Source organism: Georgenia satyanarayanai, from assembly GCF_023715365.1.
Classification (GTDB): Bacteria; Actinomycetota; Actinomycetes; order Actinomycetales; family Actinomycetaceae; genus Oceanitalea; species Oceanitalea satyanarayanai_B.
The window spans coordinates 17146-34455 of the sequence record NZ_JAMBNZ010000013.1; the positions used below are offsets into that span (position 1 = coordinate 17146).

The 17310-nt window shown below is 72.8% G+C and carries 17 protein-coding genes; 5 read left to right on the forward strand and 12 right to left on the reverse strand.

The genetic code is table 11. The annotated features are described in order from the left end of the window. Window positions 1–79 precede the first annotated feature (79 nt). The 3 genes from M3148_RS14200 to glnA (M3148_RS14210) all read left to right on the forward strand — a co-directional run bounded on the left by M3148_RS14200 (window position 80) and on the right by glnA (M3148_RS14210) (window position 2736). The gene (locus M3148_RS14200; protein WP_251305364.1) at window positions 80–802 is read left to right on the forward strand and encodes a DUF4191 domain-containing protein; all 723 of its coding nucleotides are present in this window, start codon (window positions 80–82) and stop codon (window positions 800–802) included. Window positions 803–804: 2 nt separating this feature from the next. After that, a complete protein-coding gene (locus tag M3148_RS14205; protein ID WP_251305365.1) occupies window positions 805–1176 on the forward strand; it encodes an RDD family protein in 372 nt (123 codons plus the stop codon). 135 nt (window positions 1177–1311) lie between these two features. Beyond that, on the forward strand, window positions 1312–2736 hold the full coding sequence (gene glnA / locus M3148_RS14210; RefSeq protein ID WP_251305366.1) for a type I glutamate--ammonia ligase: 1425 nt from the start codon (window positions 1312–1314) through the stop codon (window positions 2734–2736). A gap of 144 nt (window positions 2737–2880) precedes the next feature. Here the strand turns inward: glnA (M3148_RS14210) and M3148_RS14215 are convergent, their stop codons facing one another. Both M3148_RS14215 and M3148_RS14220 read right to left on the reverse strand, forming a co-directional pair. Further along, window positions 2881–3390 carry a metallophosphoesterase family protein gene (locus M3148_RS14215; RefSeq protein ID WP_251305430.1) on the reverse strand — a complete coding sequence of 170 codons (510 nt, stop codon included), beginning with the start codon at window positions 3388–3390 and terminating at the stop codon, window positions 2881–2883. A 57-nt stretch (window positions 3391–3447) separates the two neighbouring features. Next, window positions 3448–4128: a histidine phosphatase family protein gene (locus tag M3148_RS14220; RefSeq protein ID WP_251305367.1), complete on the reverse strand. Its 681-nt coding sequence runs from the start codon at window positions 4126–4128 to the stop codon at window positions 3448–3450. A gap of 78 nt (window positions 4129–4206) precedes the next feature. Here M3148_RS14220 and M3148_RS14225 point away from each other — a divergent pair, with 78 nt between their 5' ends. Next, on the forward strand, window positions 4207–4641 hold the full coding sequence (locus M3148_RS14225) for a hypothetical protein (protein WP_251305368.1): 435 nt from the start codon (window positions 4207–4209) through the stop codon (window positions 4639–4641). A 96-nt stretch (window positions 4642–4737) separates the two neighbouring features. Here M3148_RS14225 and M3148_RS14230 read toward each other — a convergent pair whose 3' ends face one another. The 5 genes from M3148_RS14230 to M3148_RS14250 all read right to left on the reverse strand — a co-directional run bounded on the left by M3148_RS14230 (window position 4738) and on the right by M3148_RS14250 (window position 10957). Beyond that, the gene (locus M3148_RS14230; RefSeq protein WP_251305369.1) at window positions 4738–7779 is read right to left on the reverse strand and encodes a bifunctional [glutamine synthetase] adenylyltransferase/[glutamine synthetase]-adenylyl-L-tyrosine phosphorylase; all 3042 of its coding nucleotides are present in this window, start codon (window positions 7777–7779) and stop codon (window positions 4738–4740) included. Window positions 7780–7785: 6 nt separating this feature from the next. Then, the gene (gene glnA / locus M3148_RS14235) at window positions 7786–9123 is read right to left on the reverse strand and encodes a type I glutamate--ammonia ligase (protein ID WP_251305370.1); all 1338 of its coding nucleotides are present in this window, start codon (window positions 9121–9123) and stop codon (window positions 7786–7788) included. Between the two features lie 100 nt (window positions 9124–9223). Continuing rightward, a complete protein-coding gene (locus tag M3148_RS14240) occupies window positions 9224–10165 on the reverse strand; it encodes a 5'-3' exonuclease (RefSeq protein WP_251305371.1) in 942 nt (313 codons plus the stop codon). After that, the gene (locus M3148_RS14245) at window positions 10158–10568 is read right to left on the reverse strand and encodes a hypothetical protein (RefSeq protein WP_251305372.1); all 411 of its coding nucleotides are present in this window, start codon (window positions 10566–10568) and stop codon (window positions 10158–10160) included. Before M3148_RS14245 ends, M3148_RS14240 begins: the two co-directional genes overlap by 8 nt. Beyond that, a complete protein-coding gene (locus M3148_RS14250; RefSeq protein ID WP_251305373.1) occupies window positions 10565–10957 on the reverse strand; it encodes a hypothetical protein in 393 nt (130 codons plus the stop codon). Before M3148_RS14250 ends, M3148_RS14245 begins: the two co-directional genes overlap by 4 nt. Window positions 10958–11407: 450 nt before the next feature. Between M3148_RS14250 and M3148_RS14255 the strand changes: the two genes are divergently transcribed. Next, window positions 11408–11848 (forward strand): acyl-CoA thioesterase, encoded by a 441-nt coding sequence (locus tag M3148_RS14255; protein ID WP_251305374.1) that lies wholly within the window; start codon window positions 11408–11410, stop codon window positions 11846–11848. 86 nt (window positions 11849–11934) lie between these two features. On the opposite strand, the gene M3148_RS14260 is transcribed toward M3148_RS14255, so the two are convergent. The 5 genes from M3148_RS14260 to M3148_RS14280 all read right to left on the reverse strand — a co-directional run bounded on the left by M3148_RS14260 (window position 11935) and on the right by M3148_RS14280 (window position 17266). After that, window positions 11935–12948 (reverse strand): PHP domain-containing protein, encoded by a 1014-nt coding sequence (locus M3148_RS14260; RefSeq protein ID WP_251305375.1) that lies wholly within the window; start codon window positions 12946–12948, stop codon window positions 11935–11937. 40 nt (window positions 12949–12988) lie between these two features. Then, window positions 12989–13801, reverse strand: coding sequence for an META domain-containing protein (locus M3148_RS14265; RefSeq protein WP_251305376.1), 813 nt, complete (start codon window positions 13799–13801; stop codon window positions 12989–12991). A 68-nt stretch (window positions 13802–13869) separates the two neighbouring features. Further along, window positions 13870–15510: a RecQ family ATP-dependent DNA helicase gene (locus M3148_RS14270; RefSeq protein WP_251305377.1), complete on the reverse strand. Its 1641-nt coding sequence runs from the start codon at window positions 15508–15510 to the stop codon at window positions 13870–13872. Between the two features lie 45 nt (window positions 15511–15555). Continuing rightward, window positions 15556–16506 (reverse strand): DUF368 domain-containing protein, encoded by a 951-nt coding sequence (locus tag M3148_RS14275; RefSeq protein WP_251305378.1) that lies wholly within the window; start codon window positions 16504–16506, stop codon window positions 15556–15558. Then, entirely contained in the window at window positions 16496–17266 is a 771-nt protein-coding gene (locus M3148_RS14280) for an LLM class F420-dependent oxidoreductase (RefSeq protein WP_251305379.1), read from the reverse strand. The genes M3148_RS14275 and M3148_RS14280 overlap by 11 nt, the downstream gene beginning before the upstream one ends. Window positions 17267–17310 lie beyond the last annotated feature (44 nt).

Genomic DNA, 17310 nt, shown 5'->3' on the forward strand with positions numbered 1-17310 from the left:
CGGCGGCGCGGCCCGCTGGCGTCATCCACAGGCTCGCGGTCAGCAGGAGCACGTCCGTGGGCCGGTAGGATTGGCGATCATGGCCCTGAAGAAGAAGAAGGACGCCGCCGAGGGCGCCGCGCCGAAGCAGAAGAAGAAGCGCTGGTACCACCAGCTGTGGGAAGTCTTCCAGATGACCCGCGAGGCGCAGCCCTCGATCACCTGGTGGCTCCTCGGTGCCTTCGTCGGGATCCTCGCCCTCGGGCTCGTCGTCGGCCTGGCTGCCGGCCACCCGGTGTACGTGACGCTCCTGAGCCTGCCCGTGGCGCTCATCGTCGTCATGCTCCTGCTCTCGCGTCGCGCCGAGCGCGCCGCCTACTCGCGCATCGAGGGCACCCCCGGCGCCTCCGCATCCGCCCTGGGGACCATCCGACGCGGCTGGAACATCGAGGAGCAGCCGGTCGCCATCGACCCGCGCACCCAGGACGTCGTCTTCCGCGCCGTCGGCCGCCCGGGCGTCGTCCTCATCGGCGAGGGCCCCAGCCACCGCGTCAAGCGTCTCCTCGAGGGTGAGCGCAAGAAGGTCACGCGCGTAGCCCCGAACGTCACGGTCCACCTCGTCGAGGTCGGGCGCGACGAGGGCCAGACCCCGCTGCCCAAGCTCGTGCGCACCATCCAGAAGCTCCGGCCCACCCTCACCAAGGCCGAGGTCGCGGCCGTGGCCAAGCGTCTGCGCGCCCTGCAGTCCTCGCGCCCGCCGATCCCCAAGGGCGTGGACCCGCTGCGGGCCCGACCGGACCGCAAGGGCATGCGCGGGCGCTGAGCGTGAGCCAGGAGCAGTCCGTGACCGCCGGGGCGCGCAGCACCCCCGCGCCGCTGGGCCGTCGCGTCATCGCCCTCGCCGTCGACTGGGCGGTTGCGACCGCGATCTCCGCGGGCTTCCTCGACAACCACCCGCTCGCCACGCTCGGCGTGTTCGCCGTCGTGACCTTCCTCCTCGTCGCCACCCGGGGAGCCACCATCGGCCACACCCTGCTCGGGCTGCGGGTGCGCGCCGCCGACGGCGGAGCGGCGCGGCCGGTCCAGGTCCTCATCCGCACCGTCAGCCTGTGTCTCGTCGTCCCGGCCGTGGTGTGGGGGCTGGACGGACGCGGGCTGCACGACGTGTGGGCCGGCACGCGGATCGTGCGTGCCTGACCGACGCAGCGCCGTCGTCGTCCACGTAACATGCCGGACACATCGGGGTGACGACGACGAAACGCGACACAGATAACGTCGTCGCCGTCGGGGCCGTGATGGTCCCCCGGAATTCCCACGCCAGAGGAGCGGTACATGTTCAGCAATGCCGAGGAGGCCATCGCCTTCACCCGGGAGGAGGGCGTCAAGTTCGTCGACGTCCGCTTCTGCGACCTGCCGGGCGTGATGCAGCACTTCAACATCCCCGTCGAGTCCTTCGCGGCTGACGCGTTCACCGACGGCCTCATGTTCGACGGCTCCTCGATCCGCGGGTTCCAGGCGATCCACGAGTCCGACATGAAGCTCATCCCGGACGTGACGACCGCCTTCGTCGACCCGTTCCGCAAGGAGAAGACGCTCGTCGTCAACTTCTCCATCGTCGACCCCTTCACCGACGAGGCCTACTCCCGCGACCCGCGCAACATCGCCGCGAAGGCCGAGGCCTACCTGCGGAGCACGGGCATCGCCGACACCGTCTACTTCGGTGCCGAGGCCGAGTTCTACATCTTCGACGACGTGCGGTTCGCGACCAACCAGCACTCGAGCTTCTACCACCTCAACTCCGGCGAGGCCGCGTGGAACACCGGCCGCGAGGAGGAGGGCGGGAACCTCGGGTACAAGACGCGCTACAAGGGCGGCTACTTCCCCGTCTCTCCCAACGACCAGATGGCCGACCTGCGCGACGAGATGGTCACCGTCCTCCAGCAGGTGGGGCTCGAGGTCGAGCGCGCCCACCACGAGGTCGGCACCGCCGGCCAGCAGGAGATCAACTACCGCTTCGACACGCTGCGCGCCGCCGCCGACGACGTCATGAAGTTCAAGTACGTCATCAAGAACACGGCGTGGGTCAACGGCAAGACGGCGACCTTCATGCCGAAGCCGATCTTCGGTGACAACGGCTCGGGCATGCACTCCCACCAGAGCCTGTGGAAGGACGGCAAGCCGCTCTTCTTCGACGAGCGCGGCTACGGTGGCCTGTCCGACCTGGCCCGCTGGTACATCGGCGGCCTGCTCAAGCACGCGCCGGCGCTACTCGCCTTCACCAACCCCTCGGTGAACTCCTTCCACCGCCTGGTCCCGGGCTACGAGGCGCCGGTCAACCTCGTCTACTCGGCGCGCAACCGCTCCGCGTGCATCCGCATCCCGGTGACGGGCACCTCCCCCAAGGCCAAGCGGGTGGAGTTCCGGGTGCCGGACCCGTCGGCCAACCCCTACCTCGCCTTCTCCGCGATGCTCATGGCCGGCCTGGACGGCATCAGGAACCGCATCGAGCCGCCGGAGCCGATCGACAAGGACCTCTACGAGCTCCCCCCGGAGGAGCACGCTCAGATCGAGCAGGTCCCCGACTCGCTGCAGGGCGCGCTCCTCGCCCTCGAGGCGGACCACGACTTCCTCACCGAGGGCGACGTGTTCACCCCTGACCTCATCTCGACCTGGATCGAGTACAAGCGCACCCAGGAGATCGACCCGCTGCGGCTGCGTCCCCACCCGCACGAGTTCGAGCTGTACTTCGACATCTAGACCGTTCCCCGCAGCCCACGCCGCCGTTCTCGGTAGCGGGGGCTGCGGCGTTCACCGGGCGGTTGCCGCCTTGGCGGGGGCAGATCCGTCGGGCGGCTCGTGAGCCACTCGCTCACGTCGACGAGACGGGGGCCGGGGGGTCGCTCAGCCCGTGTTCCCGCGCGGCGGCAACCGGTGGAGGTCGACGTCGGTCACCTCGCCGGCGGACACGGTGAGCGTCAGGTACGTGCGGTGCGGCTGACGGCGCCGGTCGGTGGGCGAGCCGGGGTTGAGCAGGCGCAGCCCGTCGGCCGCCCCGTCCCACGGGATGTGGCTGTGGCCGAAGACGAGCAGGTCGGTGTCCGGGTAGGCGGCCCGCATCCGCGCGTCGCGGCCGCGGGACTGGCCGGTCTCGTGGACGACGGCGATGCGGACCCCCTCGACCTCGGCTCGCGCGACCTCGGGGAGCCGACGTCGCAGCTCGGCGCCGTCGTTGTTGCCCCAGCACGCGAGGAGGGCGGCAGAGCGGCCCTCGAGCTCGTCGAGCAGCTCGGGGACGACCCAGTCCCCCGCGTGGACGACGAGGTCCGCCGCCTCGACCTCCCGCCACACCTGCTCCGGCAGCTGCCGGGCGCGCGTGGGGACGTGGGTGTCGGCGAGGAGGAGGACGCGCATGGCGACCACCGTGCCACGGTGACGTGCCGGCGCGCGCGGGGACGCCGTCGTCGTCCGTCAGGACTCGGAGGGGACCGCCTCGGCAGGTGCCGGGTCGGCGGCGGGGCCGTCGTGGGCGGCGTCGCTCACGCGCTCGCCGCCGAGCGGCTCGCCCTCCCACAGCTCGGCCCACCAGCCCTCGCGCGGACTGCCCTCGAGAACGACGGCGCCGGTGTTGCTGATCGGGTGGTAGGCGGCGTGCTCGCCGGTGACGTTCTCCGCCCGCGCAGCCGTCCACGAGCGGATGACGGCGCCGTGGCTGAACATCACGGCTGTGCGGACCCCGTCGGCGTACGCCTCGGCGACGACCTCGTCATAGCGCTGCCACACCTCGAACCCGTTCTCCGCGCCCGGGACACGGCGGTCCGGGTCGTCCGCCCAGCTGAAGATCGTGCCGACGTAGGCGCGGATCGACGCCTCGTCGCCGCGCATCTCGAGCTCGCCCGCCTTGATCTCGCGGATGCCGTCGCGCACCCGCAGCTCCAGGCCACGCTCGGCGAGGAGCGGCGCGGCGGTCTGCTGGGTGCGGACCAGGGTGGAGGCGTAGACGACGTCGATGTCCTCGCCGGCCAGGCTGCGAGGGACGGCGGCGGCCTGCTGCCGGCCGAGCTCGGTGAGGTCGGCGCCGGGTTCCGCCGTGTCGAGCAGGTCGGCGACGTTCGAGCTGGTCTGGCCGTGGCGGATGAGGATGAGTCGCATGCCTCCCATCATGACCCAGCCGGGCGAACGGGAGACGACCTGGACCCGGGCGGGCCCACGGCCGCGTAGGTTGGCGCCATGAGCCGGTCCATGCGCCCCACCGACACGTCCGTCGACGGGTTCATCGCGGCGAACGAGCCGGACGGCTCCCTCGCCATCCTCGACGGCGTCATCACGGCCGCGCTGCCCGGAGCCACCCGCGTGCTGTGGCAGGGCGTGTTCTGGGGCGGGACCGACCAGTCGATCATCGGCTACGGCGCCACCGTGCAGTCCCGCCCGCGGGGTGCGGACGTCGAGTGGTTCCTCGTCGGCCTCGCCCGCCAGTCCGCGTCCGTCAGCCTCTACGTGCACGCCGCCGAAGGGAAGCAGTACCTGGCGAAGCTCTACGGCCCGCGCCTGGGGCGCACGAAGGTCGGTGCGGCGAGCGTCTCCTTCGCCTCCGCCGACGTCCTGGACCTCGATGTGCTGGATGAGGTGGTTCGTCACGCCGGCCGCCTGGTCGAGTGGCGCTGAGGGGCGGACGGCACGTGCGCCTGCGGCGGTAACAACTCAGCGGCGCGAGTGGGGGTGCGATGGGCGGCGCGGGGAGGGCGAGAGGGCGGGCGCGGACTACCCGAAGAAGATGCGCTCGACGACGGCGCGGGCGCGGCGGGTGGCGCGGAGGTAGTCCTCCTCGAGCTCGGCGGACTCGCCGGGGCCGTACCCGAGAAGCCGGGCGACGGCGGTGACCTGGCCCGGGTCGTGCGGCAGGACGTCGACCTTCGCCCCGGTGACCCGGCCGGTGGCCAGCGCGATCCCGGCGCGCAGCCGTGAGGCGAGCGTCCACGCGGTGACGAGCAGCGTGCAGTCCTCCTCCCCCAGCAGCCCCGCACCGCGCGCCGCGGTGAGCGCCTCGACCGTGCGCGGCGTCCGCAGCTCAGGGACACGGCCGGCGTGCTGCAGCTGGAGCAGCTGAGCCGTCCACTCGACGTCGGCCAGCCCCCCGCGCCCGAGCTTGAGCTGCCGGCTGGCCGGGACGCCGCGCGGCATCCGCTCGGACTCCACCCGGGCCTTGACGCGCCGCAGCTCCCGCAGGGCGCGGTCGTCCAGACCGTCGCCCGGGTAGCGGTAGGGGTCGATGAGCGCACCGAAGCGCTCGAGCAGACCTTCGTCACCGGCCACCGGCCGTGCCCGCAGCAGCGCCTGCTGCTCCCACGGCTCGGCCCAGCGCTCGTAGTACTGGGCGTAGGACGCGAGCGAGCGGACCATCGGTCCGTTGCGCCCCTCGGGCCGCAGCGCGGCGTCGACGGGGAGCGCGAGCTCCACGCCGGGGTCGCCGAGGAGGGCACGCACGTGCCCGGCGACGGCGACGGCGAACTCCTGGGCGACGTCGTCGTCCTCGCCCACCGGGTCGTGGACGAACAGCACGTCGGCGTCCGAGCCGTACCCCATCTCCTGCCCGCCCAGCCGGCCCATCGCGATGATCCCGAAGCGGACCGGCGGCTGCGCCAGGCCGCGCTGCTCGCGGGCGAGCCGCACGGCGACCTCGAGCGTCGTCGTCAGCGCCTGGTCGGCCGCCACCGACAGGACGGTGCGGTCCCGCTCGTCGCGCACGCCGTCGAGCGCGTCCCCGACGGCGCCGCGCAGCAGCTCGCGGCGGCGCAGGTAGCGCACGGCGCGCACCGCGTCCGCTGGGTCGGGCCGACGGCGCACGAGGGCGGCCGCCTCGCGAGCCAGCTGCTCCGGGGTGCGCGGGCGCAGTGCCTCGTCCTCCCCCAGCCAGGCCGCGGCCTCGGGCAGCGCCTCGAGCCCCTCGGCGACGTACCGACTGGTGGCGAGGAGATAGCTGAGCCGCGGCGCGGCCACGCCGGAGTCGCGGAGCGTCTGGAGGTACCAGTGGGTGGTGCCGAGCGCCTCGGAGACCTTACGGAAGGCGAGCAGGCCGCCGTCGGGATCCGCGCCGCGGGCGAACATGCCGAGCATGGCGGGCAGGACCTGGCGCTGGATCGCGGCGGTGCGCGAGACGCCCGCCGTCAACGAGTCGAGGTGCCGGACGGCGCCGGCAGGGTCGCGGTAGCCGATCGCCGCGAGCCGCTCTCGGACCGCCTCCGGGCGCAGGTGGGCGTCCTCGCGGCTGAGCCTGGCGATGAGCGGCAGCATCGGCCGGTAGAAGATGTCCTCGTGGAGGTCGCGGACCTCACGGCGCACGGCGCGCAGCCGCTGCTCGAGGGTCTCGGCGCTGCGCGTCCCGTCGCCCGGCAGCGCGCGCGCCAGGCGTCGCAGGTCCGCCTCGCCGCTGGGGATGACGTGCGTGCGGCGCAGGCGGTACAGCTGCATCCGGTGCTCGAGAACGCGCAGGTAGCGGTAGCACTCGTCGAGCCGCTCGGCGGGGTCGCGGCCGATGTACCCCGTCTCGGCGAGGCGGGCGATGGCGTCGAGCGTGCCCGCGGTCCTGATGGCCTCGTCGGTGCGGCCGTGGACGAGCTGGAGGAGCTGGACGGTGAACTCGACGTCCCGCAGGCCGCCGCGCCCGAGCTTCAGCTGCCGCTCCGCCTCGGCGACCGGGATGGTGTCCTCGACGCGGCGGCGCATCGCCTGGGCGTCCTCGACGAAGTTCTCCCGGCCCACCGCCGACCACACGAAGGGCTCGACGGCGGCGACGTACTCCGTGCCCAGCGCGGCGTCCCCGGCCACCGGTCGGGCCTTGAGCAGCGCCTGGAACTCCCAGGTCTTGGCCCAGCGGTCGTAGTAGGCGACGTGGGAGGCGACGGTCCGCACGAGCGGGCCGTCCTTGCCCTCCGGGCGCAGGTTCGCGTCCACCGGCCACAGCGGTGGCTCCGTCCCGACGGCGCCGCTCACGTTCCGCGCCAGCGCGCCGGCCAGGCGGGTGGCGACGGCGGTGGCCTCGTCCTCGCCGGCGCCCTCCCCAGGGGCAACGACGTAGACGACGTCGACGTCGGAGATGTAGTTGAGCTCGCGGCCACCGGCCTTGCCCATCCCGATGACGGCGAGGCGGGCGCCGCGGCCGTGGTCGGGAAGGTCCGCGCGGGCGACGGCGAGGGCGGCCTCCAGGGCAGCGGCCGCGAGGTCCGACAGGGCGGCGGCCACCGCGGGGAAGGCGCCGAGCGGGTCGGGGCTGGTGAGATCCGCGGCGGCCACCTCGAGGAGCCGGCGGCGGTAGCAGCGGCGCAGTGCCTCGACCCCGGCGGTGCCGGTCACCGTGGCGACGGGTGCGGCGTCGGACGGGTCGGCACCGACAGCCCGCAGCGCGCGGTCCCGCTCGTCCTGCGGCGTGAGGTCGAGGACGCCGTCGGCGTGCTCGTCACCGAGGAGGGTCGCGTCGGCGGGGCGGGCGACGAGCATGTCGCCCAGTGCGCTCGAGGAGCCGAGGACGGCGAGGAGCCGCTGCCGGTGCCCACCGTCGGAGGCGAGCACCGCCGCGAGGTCCGGTGCGCCGTCGTCGTCCTGCGCCGCCTCGAGCAGGCGGACCAGGGTGAGGAGCGCGAGGTCCGGGTCGGCCACTCGCCCGAGCGCGGCGGGCAGCGGCGCGCCGGCGTCCTCCGCGCGCGCGAGAGGCGTGGCGAGGACCGCCTCGTCGAGGAGCCCCGCCGCCCGGCGAGGGTCGGTGAAGCCGAGCCGGAGCAGCTCCTGGGTGGGCGTGGGTGCGCGCACGGCGGGTCAGATGCCGGGCAGCAGGCTACGCAGCTCGTAGGGCGTGACCTGGGAGCGGTACTCGGTCCACTCCTGGCGCTTGTTGCGGACGAAGAACGCGAAGACGTCCTCGCCGAGGGTCTCGGCGACGAGCTCGGAGGACTCCATGACCTCCAACGCCTGCTCGAGGCTGCCGGGCAGCGGTTTGATGCCCATGGCCTTGCGCTCGACGTCCGACAGCGCCCACACGTTGTCCTCGGCGCCGTCGGGCAGCTCGTAACCCTCCTCGATGCCCTTGAGGCCGGCGGCGATGAGCATGGCGAAGGCGAGGTAGGGGTTGGCAGCGGCGTCCAGCGCGCGGTACTCCGCGCGCGTGGAAGGGCCCTTGTCCGGCTTGTGCATGGGCACGCGGACGAGCGCGGACCGGTTGTTGTGCCCCCAGCACACGTAGCTGGGCGCCTCTCCCCCGCCCCACAGGCGCTTGTAGGAGTTCACGTACTGGTTGGTGACGGCGGTGATCTCGGCGGCGTGGTGGAGCAGCCCGGCGATGAACGAGCGACCGGTCGAGGACAGCTGGTACTGCCCTGCCGGGTCGTAGAAGGCGTTGGCGTCCCCCTCGAAGAGGGAGAAGTGCGTGTGCATGCCCGAGCCGGGGGCCCCGATGAGGGGCTTGGGCATGAAGGTGGCCATGATGCCCTGCTGGAGGGCGACCTCCTTGACCACGGTGCGGAAGGTCATGATGTTGTCCGCGGTGGACAGGGCGTCCGCGTAGCGCAGGTCGATCTCGTTCTGCCCCGGCCCGGCCTCGTGGTGGGAGTACTCCACGGAGATGCCCATGGACTCGAGCAGCGTGATGGTGTCGCGCCGGAAGTCGTGGGCGGTGCCGCGGGCGACGTGGTCGAAGTAGCCGGCCGTGTCGATCGGGACGAGGGGCGCGTCGGGGCTCTGGCGCTGCTCGAAGAGGTAGAACTCGATCTCCGGGTGGGTGTAGCAGGTGAAGCCGGCGTCCTTGGCGCGTTCGAGCGTGCGCTTGAGGACGTTGCGGGGGTCGGAGCGGGCGGGCTCGCCGTCGGGGGTGAGGATGTCGCAGAACATCCGCGCGACGCCGTGCTCGTCCCCGCGCCAGGGCAGCAGCTGGAAGGTGGCCGGGTCGGGCTTGGCCAGCATGTCCGCCTCATAGACGCGGGTGAGGCCCTCGATGGAGCTGCCGTCGAAACCGATACCCTCGGCGAAGGCCGCCTCGATCTCAGCAGGTGCGATGGCCACGGACTTGAGCACGCCGAGGACGTCGGTGAACCACAGCCGGATGAAGCGGATGTCGCGTTCCTCGATCGCGCGGAGCACGTACTCCTGCTGCCTGTCCATCGGCGGCTTCCTCTCGTCGTCGCGTTCCTGCCACCCTCTGCGCCGAGAGTACAGTTCCCGGCCGACATCCCCGGTCAGGTCGCCCGCTGGCCGCGCCCGCTCAGGACGCCGCGGCGCAGGCGTCCACGAGGCGCCTGAGCGGGGACTCCAGCCCCCACCGCTCGGCCAGCTCAAGGAGCGCGTCCCCGTCCGTGGGCACGTCACCGAGCTCCCCGTGCTCGTCGGCGACGGGGGCGTCACGGGCGACCTGGACGACGGTCGGTGCGACGGCGAGGTAGTCGGCCGCGGCGAGGATGCGCTTGCGCTGGGTGGCGGTGAGCGAGGAGCCGGAGTCGTTGGCCGCCTCGACGATCCCGGCGAGCGTGCCGTGCTGGGCGAGAAGTGACGCGGCCGTCTTCTCCCCGATGCCCGCGACGCCCGGCAGCCCGTCGCTGGGGTCCCCGCGCAGGGTCGCCATGTCGGCGTAGGCCTGCCCGCCCTCGACCCCGTACTTCTCCCGCAGCCACGCCTCGTCGATGCGCTGGGGCTCCTTCTGCCCGCGCACCGGGTAGAGGACGGTGACGCCCGCGGCGTCGTCGACGAGCTGGAACAGGTCGCGGTCCCCCGTCATGACGAGCACCTCGGGAGCGCGGTCGGTGGCCGCGACCTCGCGGGCGACGAGCGTGCCGATGACGTCGTCGGCCTCGTAGCCGGGCGAGCCGAGACGCGGGATCCCGACGGCGGAGAGCACGTCGACGATGATCGGCACCTGGGCGGTGAGCAGCTCGGGGACCTCCTCGCCGCCGTCGTCGGAGAGCCGGTGCTCCTTGTAGGAGGGGATGGCCGCGACGCGGAAGGCCGGGCGCCAGTCGTCGTCCCAGCAGGCGATGACGCGCGAGGGCCGGTGCGCCTCCACGAGCCGGGAGATCGCGTCGAGGAAGCCGCGCACGGCGTTGATCGGCGTCCCGTCCGGAGCGGTCATCGTGTCCGGCAGGGCGAAGAACGCCCGGAAGTACATGGAGGCGGAGTCGAGAAGGAGCAGCGGTCCCGGCTGGTCACTCATGCGGTGATCCTTGCAGAAGAAGGACGGTCAGCGTGCGCGCGAGACGGTCCAGTCCCGCCTCCAGCGGGAGGCCGACGCCGTCCACCGGACCGACCGCGTACCGACCGTCGCGGACGACGTCGTCGAGCTCCCGGCCCTCGAGCCACACGCGGCTGAGCCGCGCCGGCTGGGGGTGTGCGTGGAGGGTGAGGTCGACGCAGGCGGCCGGGTGGGACAGGTCCATCCAGTACGCGAGGTGGGGGAAGCGGGCGCTGAACTCGTGCCCCGCGCTGCAGAAGGTCACCTCGACGTCACGGCCGATGCCTGCCTGTCCGGCCTGGAAGCCGTGCGGCGTCAGCACCGGATCGAGGGCGTCACAGACGTGACGAGCGATCGCGAGGGCGCTGTCCGCTGAGCTGGTCATGGTGCGGCCGATCCCCTCAGCCACCGGCGCTCCCCCCACCGCAGGTAGAGGCACGACCCGACCGCGATGAGAGCCGCGCGGACCGCGTAGGACGTCACCGGCTGCACCGCCGTCGGGGCCAGGAGCGCGACAGCCGCGATGAGGACGCCGTAGGCGAGGAGGAGCAGACCGACGTAGCGCACCCATCGCCACCTCCGCGGCGGCGTCGCCCACAGGCCGGTCACCCGGACGGAGACCGCTGACGTGAGACCGAGAAGGATCCCGGCGGCGGTAGCAATCGGGACGGTGACGATGAAGAACCAGACGAGAATCCCCGCGCTGTAGACGAACGGGTTCCCGTAAGTCGCTGCGGGGTAGCGCAGGAACGAGTAGGTCAGGAGCACGGTCATCGGCAGAACGGCCACCGTGATCGCCGCAAGGATCCAGAAGGCCGTCAGGCGGAGAATCCACCGGCGTGGCCGCAGCCGCTCCCCGGGCACGACACCGGCGCGAATGCCGAATGCCGAAGACGCAGACCTGAGCGCGCGCATGCCCGCATCCTTGCAGAGCATCCGGAGGAGGTACGTCGGTCCCAGGACGTTGCGTGAGCAACTGGGAGGGGATCCTCACCCCGTCTCTCCCATGGATGCCTCGGCCGCCCGCCGTGCACATTCAGCAGCTCCCGACGCTACCGCCGCGGAGGCGTGAGCTGTGTCGAGAGACGTGAGATTGCTCCGCCTGGTGGAGCAATCTCACGTCTCGGACCACGCCCCTTCCGCCGTGGGTCCGCGACGCGGCCGTGGCGGGTCGCACGCCGCCCTCGCCGGGTTTGGGCCGGTTTGCGGACCTAACCTGGACTCATGCACTCCGACGACATCAACTTCCACACCCGCAAGTGGATCCGGCCCGAGGACCTCAACGCCAACGGCACCCTCTTCGGTGGCAGCCTGCTGCGGTGGATCGACGAGGAGGCCGCGATCTACGCGATGATCCAGCTCGGCAACGAGCGGGTGGTCACGAAGTACATGTCGGAGATCAACTTCTTCAGCTCGGCCACGCAGGGTGACATCGTCGAGATGGGCCTGCGGGCCACCCGCTTCGGACGGACCTCGCTGACGATGCGGGCCGAGGTGCGCAACCTCTTCACCCGCCACAGCATCCTCACGATCGACTCGATCGTCTTCGTCAACCTCGGTGAGGACGGCCGCCCAACCCCCCACGGCCAGTCGTCCATCACCTTCGAGCGCGACCGCATCCCCGAGCGCCTGCGCCCGGACGTCCACGAGCCGCGTCCCCGCTGAGGCGGCACCTGTGGGCAGCGGCTCCGTCCACAGGTCCCGGAAGTACTCAGCGCTCGGCGCGAGCCGGGGGGCGGGGGCGGGGTCAGTCAGCGGTTGGTCCAGGCGAGGAGATCGTCGAGGGGCAGCGCGTTGACGATGCGGTCGCGCGGGACCTGCGCCTCGGCGGCGCGCGCGCAGCCGTGGTCGAGGAACTCCAGCTGGCCAGGCGCGTGGGCGTCGGTGTCGATCGCCACCAGGCACCCGAGGTCGACGACGACCTCGAGCAGCCGCATGGGCGGGTCGAGCCGTTCGGGGCGTGAGTTGAGCTCGACGGCGACGTCGTTGTCCCGGCACGCGCCGAAGACCGCCTCCGCGTCGAACTCCGACTCCGGCCGGGTGCCGCGGCCGCCGGTGACGAGCCGCCCGGTGCAGTGCCCGAGGACGTCGACGAGCGGGTGCTCGACGGCTGCGACCATCCGCCGGGTCATCGCGCGGCTGTTCATCCGGAGCTTGGAGTGCACGCTGGCGACGACGACGTCGAGGCGGGCGAGCAGCTCCGGCTCCTGGTCGAGTTCGCCGTCGTCGAGGATGTCGACCTCGATGCCGGTGAGGATCCGGAACGGCGCGAGCTCGGTGTTGAGCGCGTCGACCACGTCGAGCTGTTCCCGCAGCCGCTCGGCCGACAGCCCGCGCGCGACCGTGAGCCGCGGGGAGTGGTCGGTGAGCGCGAGGTAGTCGTGCCCGAGCTCGACGGCGGCGCGCGCCATGTCGATGATCGGGGTACCGCCGTCGGACCACTCGGAGTGGGAGTGCAGGTCCCCGCGCAACCAGCCTCGGACCTCCTCCCCGCCCTCGGCGAGTGGCGTCCCCGCCCGCTCCTCCAGCGCCGTGAGGTAGTCGGGCACCTGCCCGCGCGCGGCCTCCACCGCCACGCCGGCGGTCCGCTGTCCCACGTCGGGCAGCTCGGTGAGCGTCCCGGTGGCCAGGCGCCGCTCCAGCTCCTGCGGCTCGAGGTCCTCCAGGCGTCGCGCCGCCTTACGGAACGCGGTGGCGCGCCGGGCGTCCGCGCGCTCGCGCTCCATGAGGTAGGCCACGCGCTTGAGTGCCGCTACAGGGTCCATCCGGGGAGGCTACGACGGCGCAGCTCGCCGTGCTCGGGGGTCAGCCGCGCACGAGGCGGCCGAGCTCGGCACCGTCCGGGCCGAGGAGCACGAGCTCGGCACCGTCGACGACGGCGTGAGAGGCGCCACCGACCCAGGCGCCCACCGGCGCGCCGGGGCAGCCGATGAGGGTCATCGGTCCGGACAGCGCGAGCAGTCGCCCCTCCGAGACGGTCCAGCGGCCGCCCTGCCCGTTGCACCCGTCGCTGCCGCCCCAGGTCCCGTCGTCCTCGAAGACGACGTACGGGTCGGTCTCCACGGGGGGACCGGCCGGCACCCACCGGCCGAGGAGGTGCTCGGCGCTCGCCGTCCGGGCGCCGTCCGGGAGCTCCGGGACGGCCAGCGCTGCCCGCACGTCGTCGGTGACCGCCGGCGGCTCCGCGTACCACTCGGCCATGGTGTCGACAGGCTCGGGAGCACCGTCGACCGCGAGGGTGGCCACCACCGCGCCGTCGTCGTCCTCGAGCTGCCAGCCGTCCCCGGTGACCCGGTAGGCGTGCGCGCCGACGAGCCAGTCCGGCGAGATGTCGTCGACGGGCTGGCCGGAGAAGCCGTCCACCGCCGCGAGGATCGTCCGCCCGTCCGCGGTCCAGCTCCCCGACAGGACCGCCGACCCGCGCCACAGCACGAGCCCAGCCCCGTCGAGCCGCAGCCACGTGTCTCGAGCCTCGCCCGCACCGCTGACCCGCCACAGTCCGACGAGGTCGACCGGGTCCGCCCAGCTGTTCTCACCGCCCTGCGGCGCCGGCCGCTCTGCGCACCCGCTCAGGAGCAGTAGAGCCACCGCTGCGGCCAGGAGTACGCGCGCCCTCACCGGGACCTCCTCACATCGTCGTCCCGTCCAGTCAAGCACGGCGGAAGAACGGCGAACTGTCGGCGGTGTCAGTCGGCTGCGGTGCGCAACAACCCCTGCTCCTCGACCACCTGCTTGGACAGGGTCTTGTACCCCTCGTCGGGGAAGAACACGGTGAGGCGGTCGTCCTCGGTGGTCATCACCGTGCCGCGGCCCCACTGCTCGTGGACCACCTCGTCCTGCATGCCCGGTCCGTCGCCGGCGGCGGCCGCGTCCTCGGCGGCCCGCTCCTGAGCGGTCCCCGCCGCGCAGGTGTCGCAGTTCTCGCAGGGGCCGGGGTAGTCCTCGCCGAAGTAGCCGAGGAGGAACTCGCGGCGGCAGGACAGGGTCTCGGCGTAGCCGCGCATCATCTCCACGCGCGAGCGCTCCACCCGCTGGCGGGACTCGGTCTGCTCCTCGGCGAGGGCGACGATCTCCCCCGCGCGCTGCTTGCCGCGCGCGACGATCCCGCGCTGCGTCTGCCGGACGGCGCCGACCTCCTGGAGGAGGTTGACGGCGGCGGTCACCCGCCGGGGCGGCAGCTCCAGCGCGTTGCGCAGCGCCGTCGCGCCGAGCGGCCGGTCGGCACGGCGGACCGCACCGAGCACCGCGCGCAGGTCCTCCTCGCGGACGCTCGCCGTCGCGAAGAAGGACCGCAGCCCGAGGTCCTCGGGACGGTAGTGGAGCACCGCCAGCGCGGGGTCTCCGTCGCGACCGGCACGACCGACCTCCTGGTAGTAGCTGTCGAGGGAGCCGGGCGGGTCGGCGTGCAGGACGAAGCGGACGTCGGCCTTGTCGATGCCCATGCCGAAGGCCGAGGTCGCGACGACGACGTCCAGCCGGCCCGCGGAGAAGTCCCCGTGAACCTGCTCGCGCACCTGTGCCCGCAACCCCGCGTGGTACGCGGCTGCGCGCAGCCCGCGCTCGCGGAGCTCTGCAGCGAGCTCCTCGGTGTCCTTGCGCCGCCCGGCGTACACGAGGCCCGGGCCCGCGAGCGTGGCAGCGTCCTCCAGCAGCGCCCGGCGCTTCCTCCCGGCATCGACGTGCCGCACCACCCGCAGCTCGAGGTTGGGCCGGTCGAAGCCACGGGTGATGAGGAGAGGGTCGCGCAGGCCCAGGCGCTGGGCGATGTCGTCGCGGACGGGAGGCGCCGCCGTCGCCGTGAGGGCGACGACGGGCGGCCGGCCGAGCCGGTCGATCGCGTGCCCCAGGCGCAGGTAGTCGGGGCGGAAGTCGTGGCCCCAGGCGGAGACGCAGTGCGCCTCGTCGACGACGACGAGCGAGGGCTCGACCTCGGCCAGCCGCTCGACGACGTCGTCCTTGGCGAGCTGCTCCGGGGAGAGGAAGAAGTACTCCGCCGCCCCAGCCGTCACGGCCCGCCACGCCTCCTTGCGCTCCGCGGCGGGCAGCGCGGAGTTGAGGGCGACGGCGTCCGGCGCCTCGGGCGCGTCGGTGATGCCGGCGATCTGGTCACCCTGGAGGGCGATGAGCGGGGAGACGACGACGGTCGCCCCCGGCAGGACGACACCCGTCACCTGGTAGATCGCGGACTTGCCGTAGCCCGTGGGCATGATGGCGAGGACGTCACGTCCGCCGACGACAGCCTCGATCGCCTCGAGCTGCCCGCCGCGCAGATCGTCCCACCCGAACTGGTCCCGTGCGATCGCCTGCAGCTCGTCGCGTGTCGTCATCCCCCAACGGTCCGGGCTGACGGCGGGGTCGGCAACCGCTCGCGGCTACGGCGTCCCACCCTCCCGCCGGCTCGACACTCGCCGTCCGAGCAGGTCGACGCCGACGACGACGGCGAACCCGCCCAGCGCGAGCAGCACCGGGACGAGCACCGAACCCGAGGGCGCGCCGAGCGACGTGCTCTCCAGGCCGTGCGGCCACGGCCACAGGATGCGCAGGGAGCCGAGCATGAGGCCGATGAGCGCCGCGAGCACGAGGTCGTGGTGCCGGTCGAGGAGCCAGGTGAGCAGTGAGGAGAAGGCCGCCAGCCCGAGGCCGCAGCCGAGCAGGAAGACGAGGAGCACGCCGATCTGCCGCTCGTTCACCGCCCCCAGCACCTCGGTGTACATCCCGAGGAGCACGAGGATGAACGAGCCGCTGATACCGGGCAGGATCATCGCGCAGATCGCGACGGCACCGGCGAGGAAGAACGCCCACACCGGCCTCGTCACGGCCTCGGAGCCGGCGGCATGGGTGGAGTCGTGGAGCCCGAGGAAGAGGAAGAAGGCGAGGGCCGCTGCTCCCGCGACGACACCGAGCCAGGCCCGCGGCTGCTTGACCAGCCGCCACGACACGACGACGGCCGCGAGGATGAGCCCGAAGAAGAGGCCGGCCATCTCCTGCGGCCGCTCGACGAGGAGCTGCTCGAGGGGACCGGAGAGCAGGAGGACTGCCGCTCCAATGCCCGCGAGCAGGGACAGGACCCAGACCCACGGCACGGCCGCCAGCCGGCGACCGGTCTCGCGCAGGTCTCCGCGCACGAGCGCGCCGAGCGCGGAGGCGGCCGTGGAGATCGCGTGGACAAGGCGCTCGTAGATGCCCAGGACCAGCGCGATGGTCCCGCCGGAGACGCCGGGGACGATGTCCGCGGCTCCCATGAGGAAGCCACGGACGAGCTGTGACACCGGCTGGCCGCGCCCGGTGCGGGGCGCGGCGGCGGTGCGGGCGTCAGCGGGCATCGCGCCAGGCCACCCACTCGCTCAGCGAGGAGAGGTCGTAGTCGGGACCGCTCGCGGAGACCGTGAAGAGGGTCGCGCCGGCCTCGACGAGAGCCTCGCCGCTGTCGCGCGGGTCCCCCTTGACGGCCACCGAGCGCTCGATCTCCCCGGGGTCGCGCCCGACGTCCGCGCAGTGCTGGTCGAGGACGGCGCTCTTGTGCCGCAGCGTCTCCAGGTCCGCGAAGCTGTGCCAGATGTCGGCATGCTCGGCGGTGTAGCGCAGGGTCTTGCGCTCCCCTCCCCCGCCCACGAGGACCGGGATGTCGCGGGTGGGCGGCGGGTTGAGCCGCGTCCAGCGCTCCCTGATCCGGGGCAGCGCCTGGGACAGGTCGGCCAGCCGTGTCCCGGGTGTGCCGAACTCGTAGCCGTACTCGTCGTAGTCGCGCTCGAACCAGCCCGCCCCGATACCGAGGATGAGCCGACCGCCGCTGATGTGGTCGACCGTGCGGGCCATGTCGGCGAGGAGGTCGGCGTTGCGGTAGCTGTTGCACGTGACGAGCGCTCCGATCTCCACGCGGCTCGTCTGCTCGGCCCACGCTCCGAGCATCGTCCAGCACTCGAAGTGCTTGCCGTCCGGTTCTCCCGTGAGCGGGAAGAAGTGGTCCCAGGTGAAGACGACGTCCGCGCCGGCGTCCTCCGCGCGCAGCAGGGCGTCGCGGATCTGGCCGTAGTCGGCGTGCTGGGGCTGGAGCTGGACGGCGATCCTCACGGGGTGGGTCATGCCGCCATCGTGCCAGCCGCCACCGACGTCCCGCGCGCCGTGCC

Coding starts and splice junctions, on each gene's coding strand:
- M3148_RS14220 (WP_251305367.1), bottom strand. CDS start 4,128: ATGCGACTCATCCTCATCCGCCACGGCCAGACCAGCTCGAACGTCGCC.
- M3148_RS14280 (WP_251305379.1), bottom strand. CDS start 17,266: ATGACCCACCCCGTGAGGATCGCCGTCCAGCTCCAGCCCCAGCACGCC.
- M3148_RS14240 (WP_251305371.1), bottom strand. CDS start 10,165: ATGAGTGACCAGCCGGGACCGCTGCTCCTTCTCGACTCCGCCTCCATG.
- M3148_RS14215 (WP_251305430.1), bottom strand. CDS start 3,390: ATGCGCGTCCTCCTCCTCGCCGACACCCACGTCCCCACGCGCGCCCGG.
- M3148_RS14250 (WP_251305373.1), bottom strand. CDS start 10,957: ATGACCGTGCTCCTGACCTACTCGTTCCTGCGCTACCCCGCAGCGACT.
- M3148_RS14225 (WP_251305368.1), top strand. CDS start 4,207: ATGAGCCGGTCCATGCGCCCCACCGACACGTCCGTCGACGGGTTCATC.
- M3148_RS14245 (WP_251305372.1), bottom strand. CDS start 10,568: ATGACCAGCTCAGCGGACAGCGCCCTCGCGATCGCTCGTCACGTCTGT.
- M3148_RS14275 (WP_251305378.1), bottom strand. CDS start 16,506: ATGCCCGCTGACGCCCGCACCGCCGCCGCGCCCCGCACCGGGCGCGGC.
- M3148_RS14255 (WP_251305374.1), top strand. CDS start 11,408: ATGCACTCCGACGACATCAACTTCCACACCCGCAAGTGGATCCGGCCC.
- M3148_RS14200 (WP_251305364.1), top strand. CDS start 80: ATGGCCCTGAAGAAGAAGAAGGACGCCGCCGAGGGCGCCGCGCCGAAG.
- glnA (WP_251305370.1), bottom strand. CDS start 9,123: ATGGACAGGCAGCAGGAGTACGTGCTCCGCGCGATCGAGGAACGCGAC.
- glnA (WP_251305366.1), top strand. CDS start 1,312: ATGTTCAGCAATGCCGAGGAGGCCATCGCCTTCACCCGGGAGGAGGGC.
- M3148_RS14270 (WP_251305377.1), bottom strand. CDS start 15,510: ATGACGACACGCGACGAGCTGCAGGCGATCGCACGGGACCAGTTCGGG.
- M3148_RS14260 (WP_251305375.1), bottom strand. CDS start 12,948: ATGGACCCTGTAGCGGCACTCAAGCGCGTGGCCTACCTCATGGAGCGC.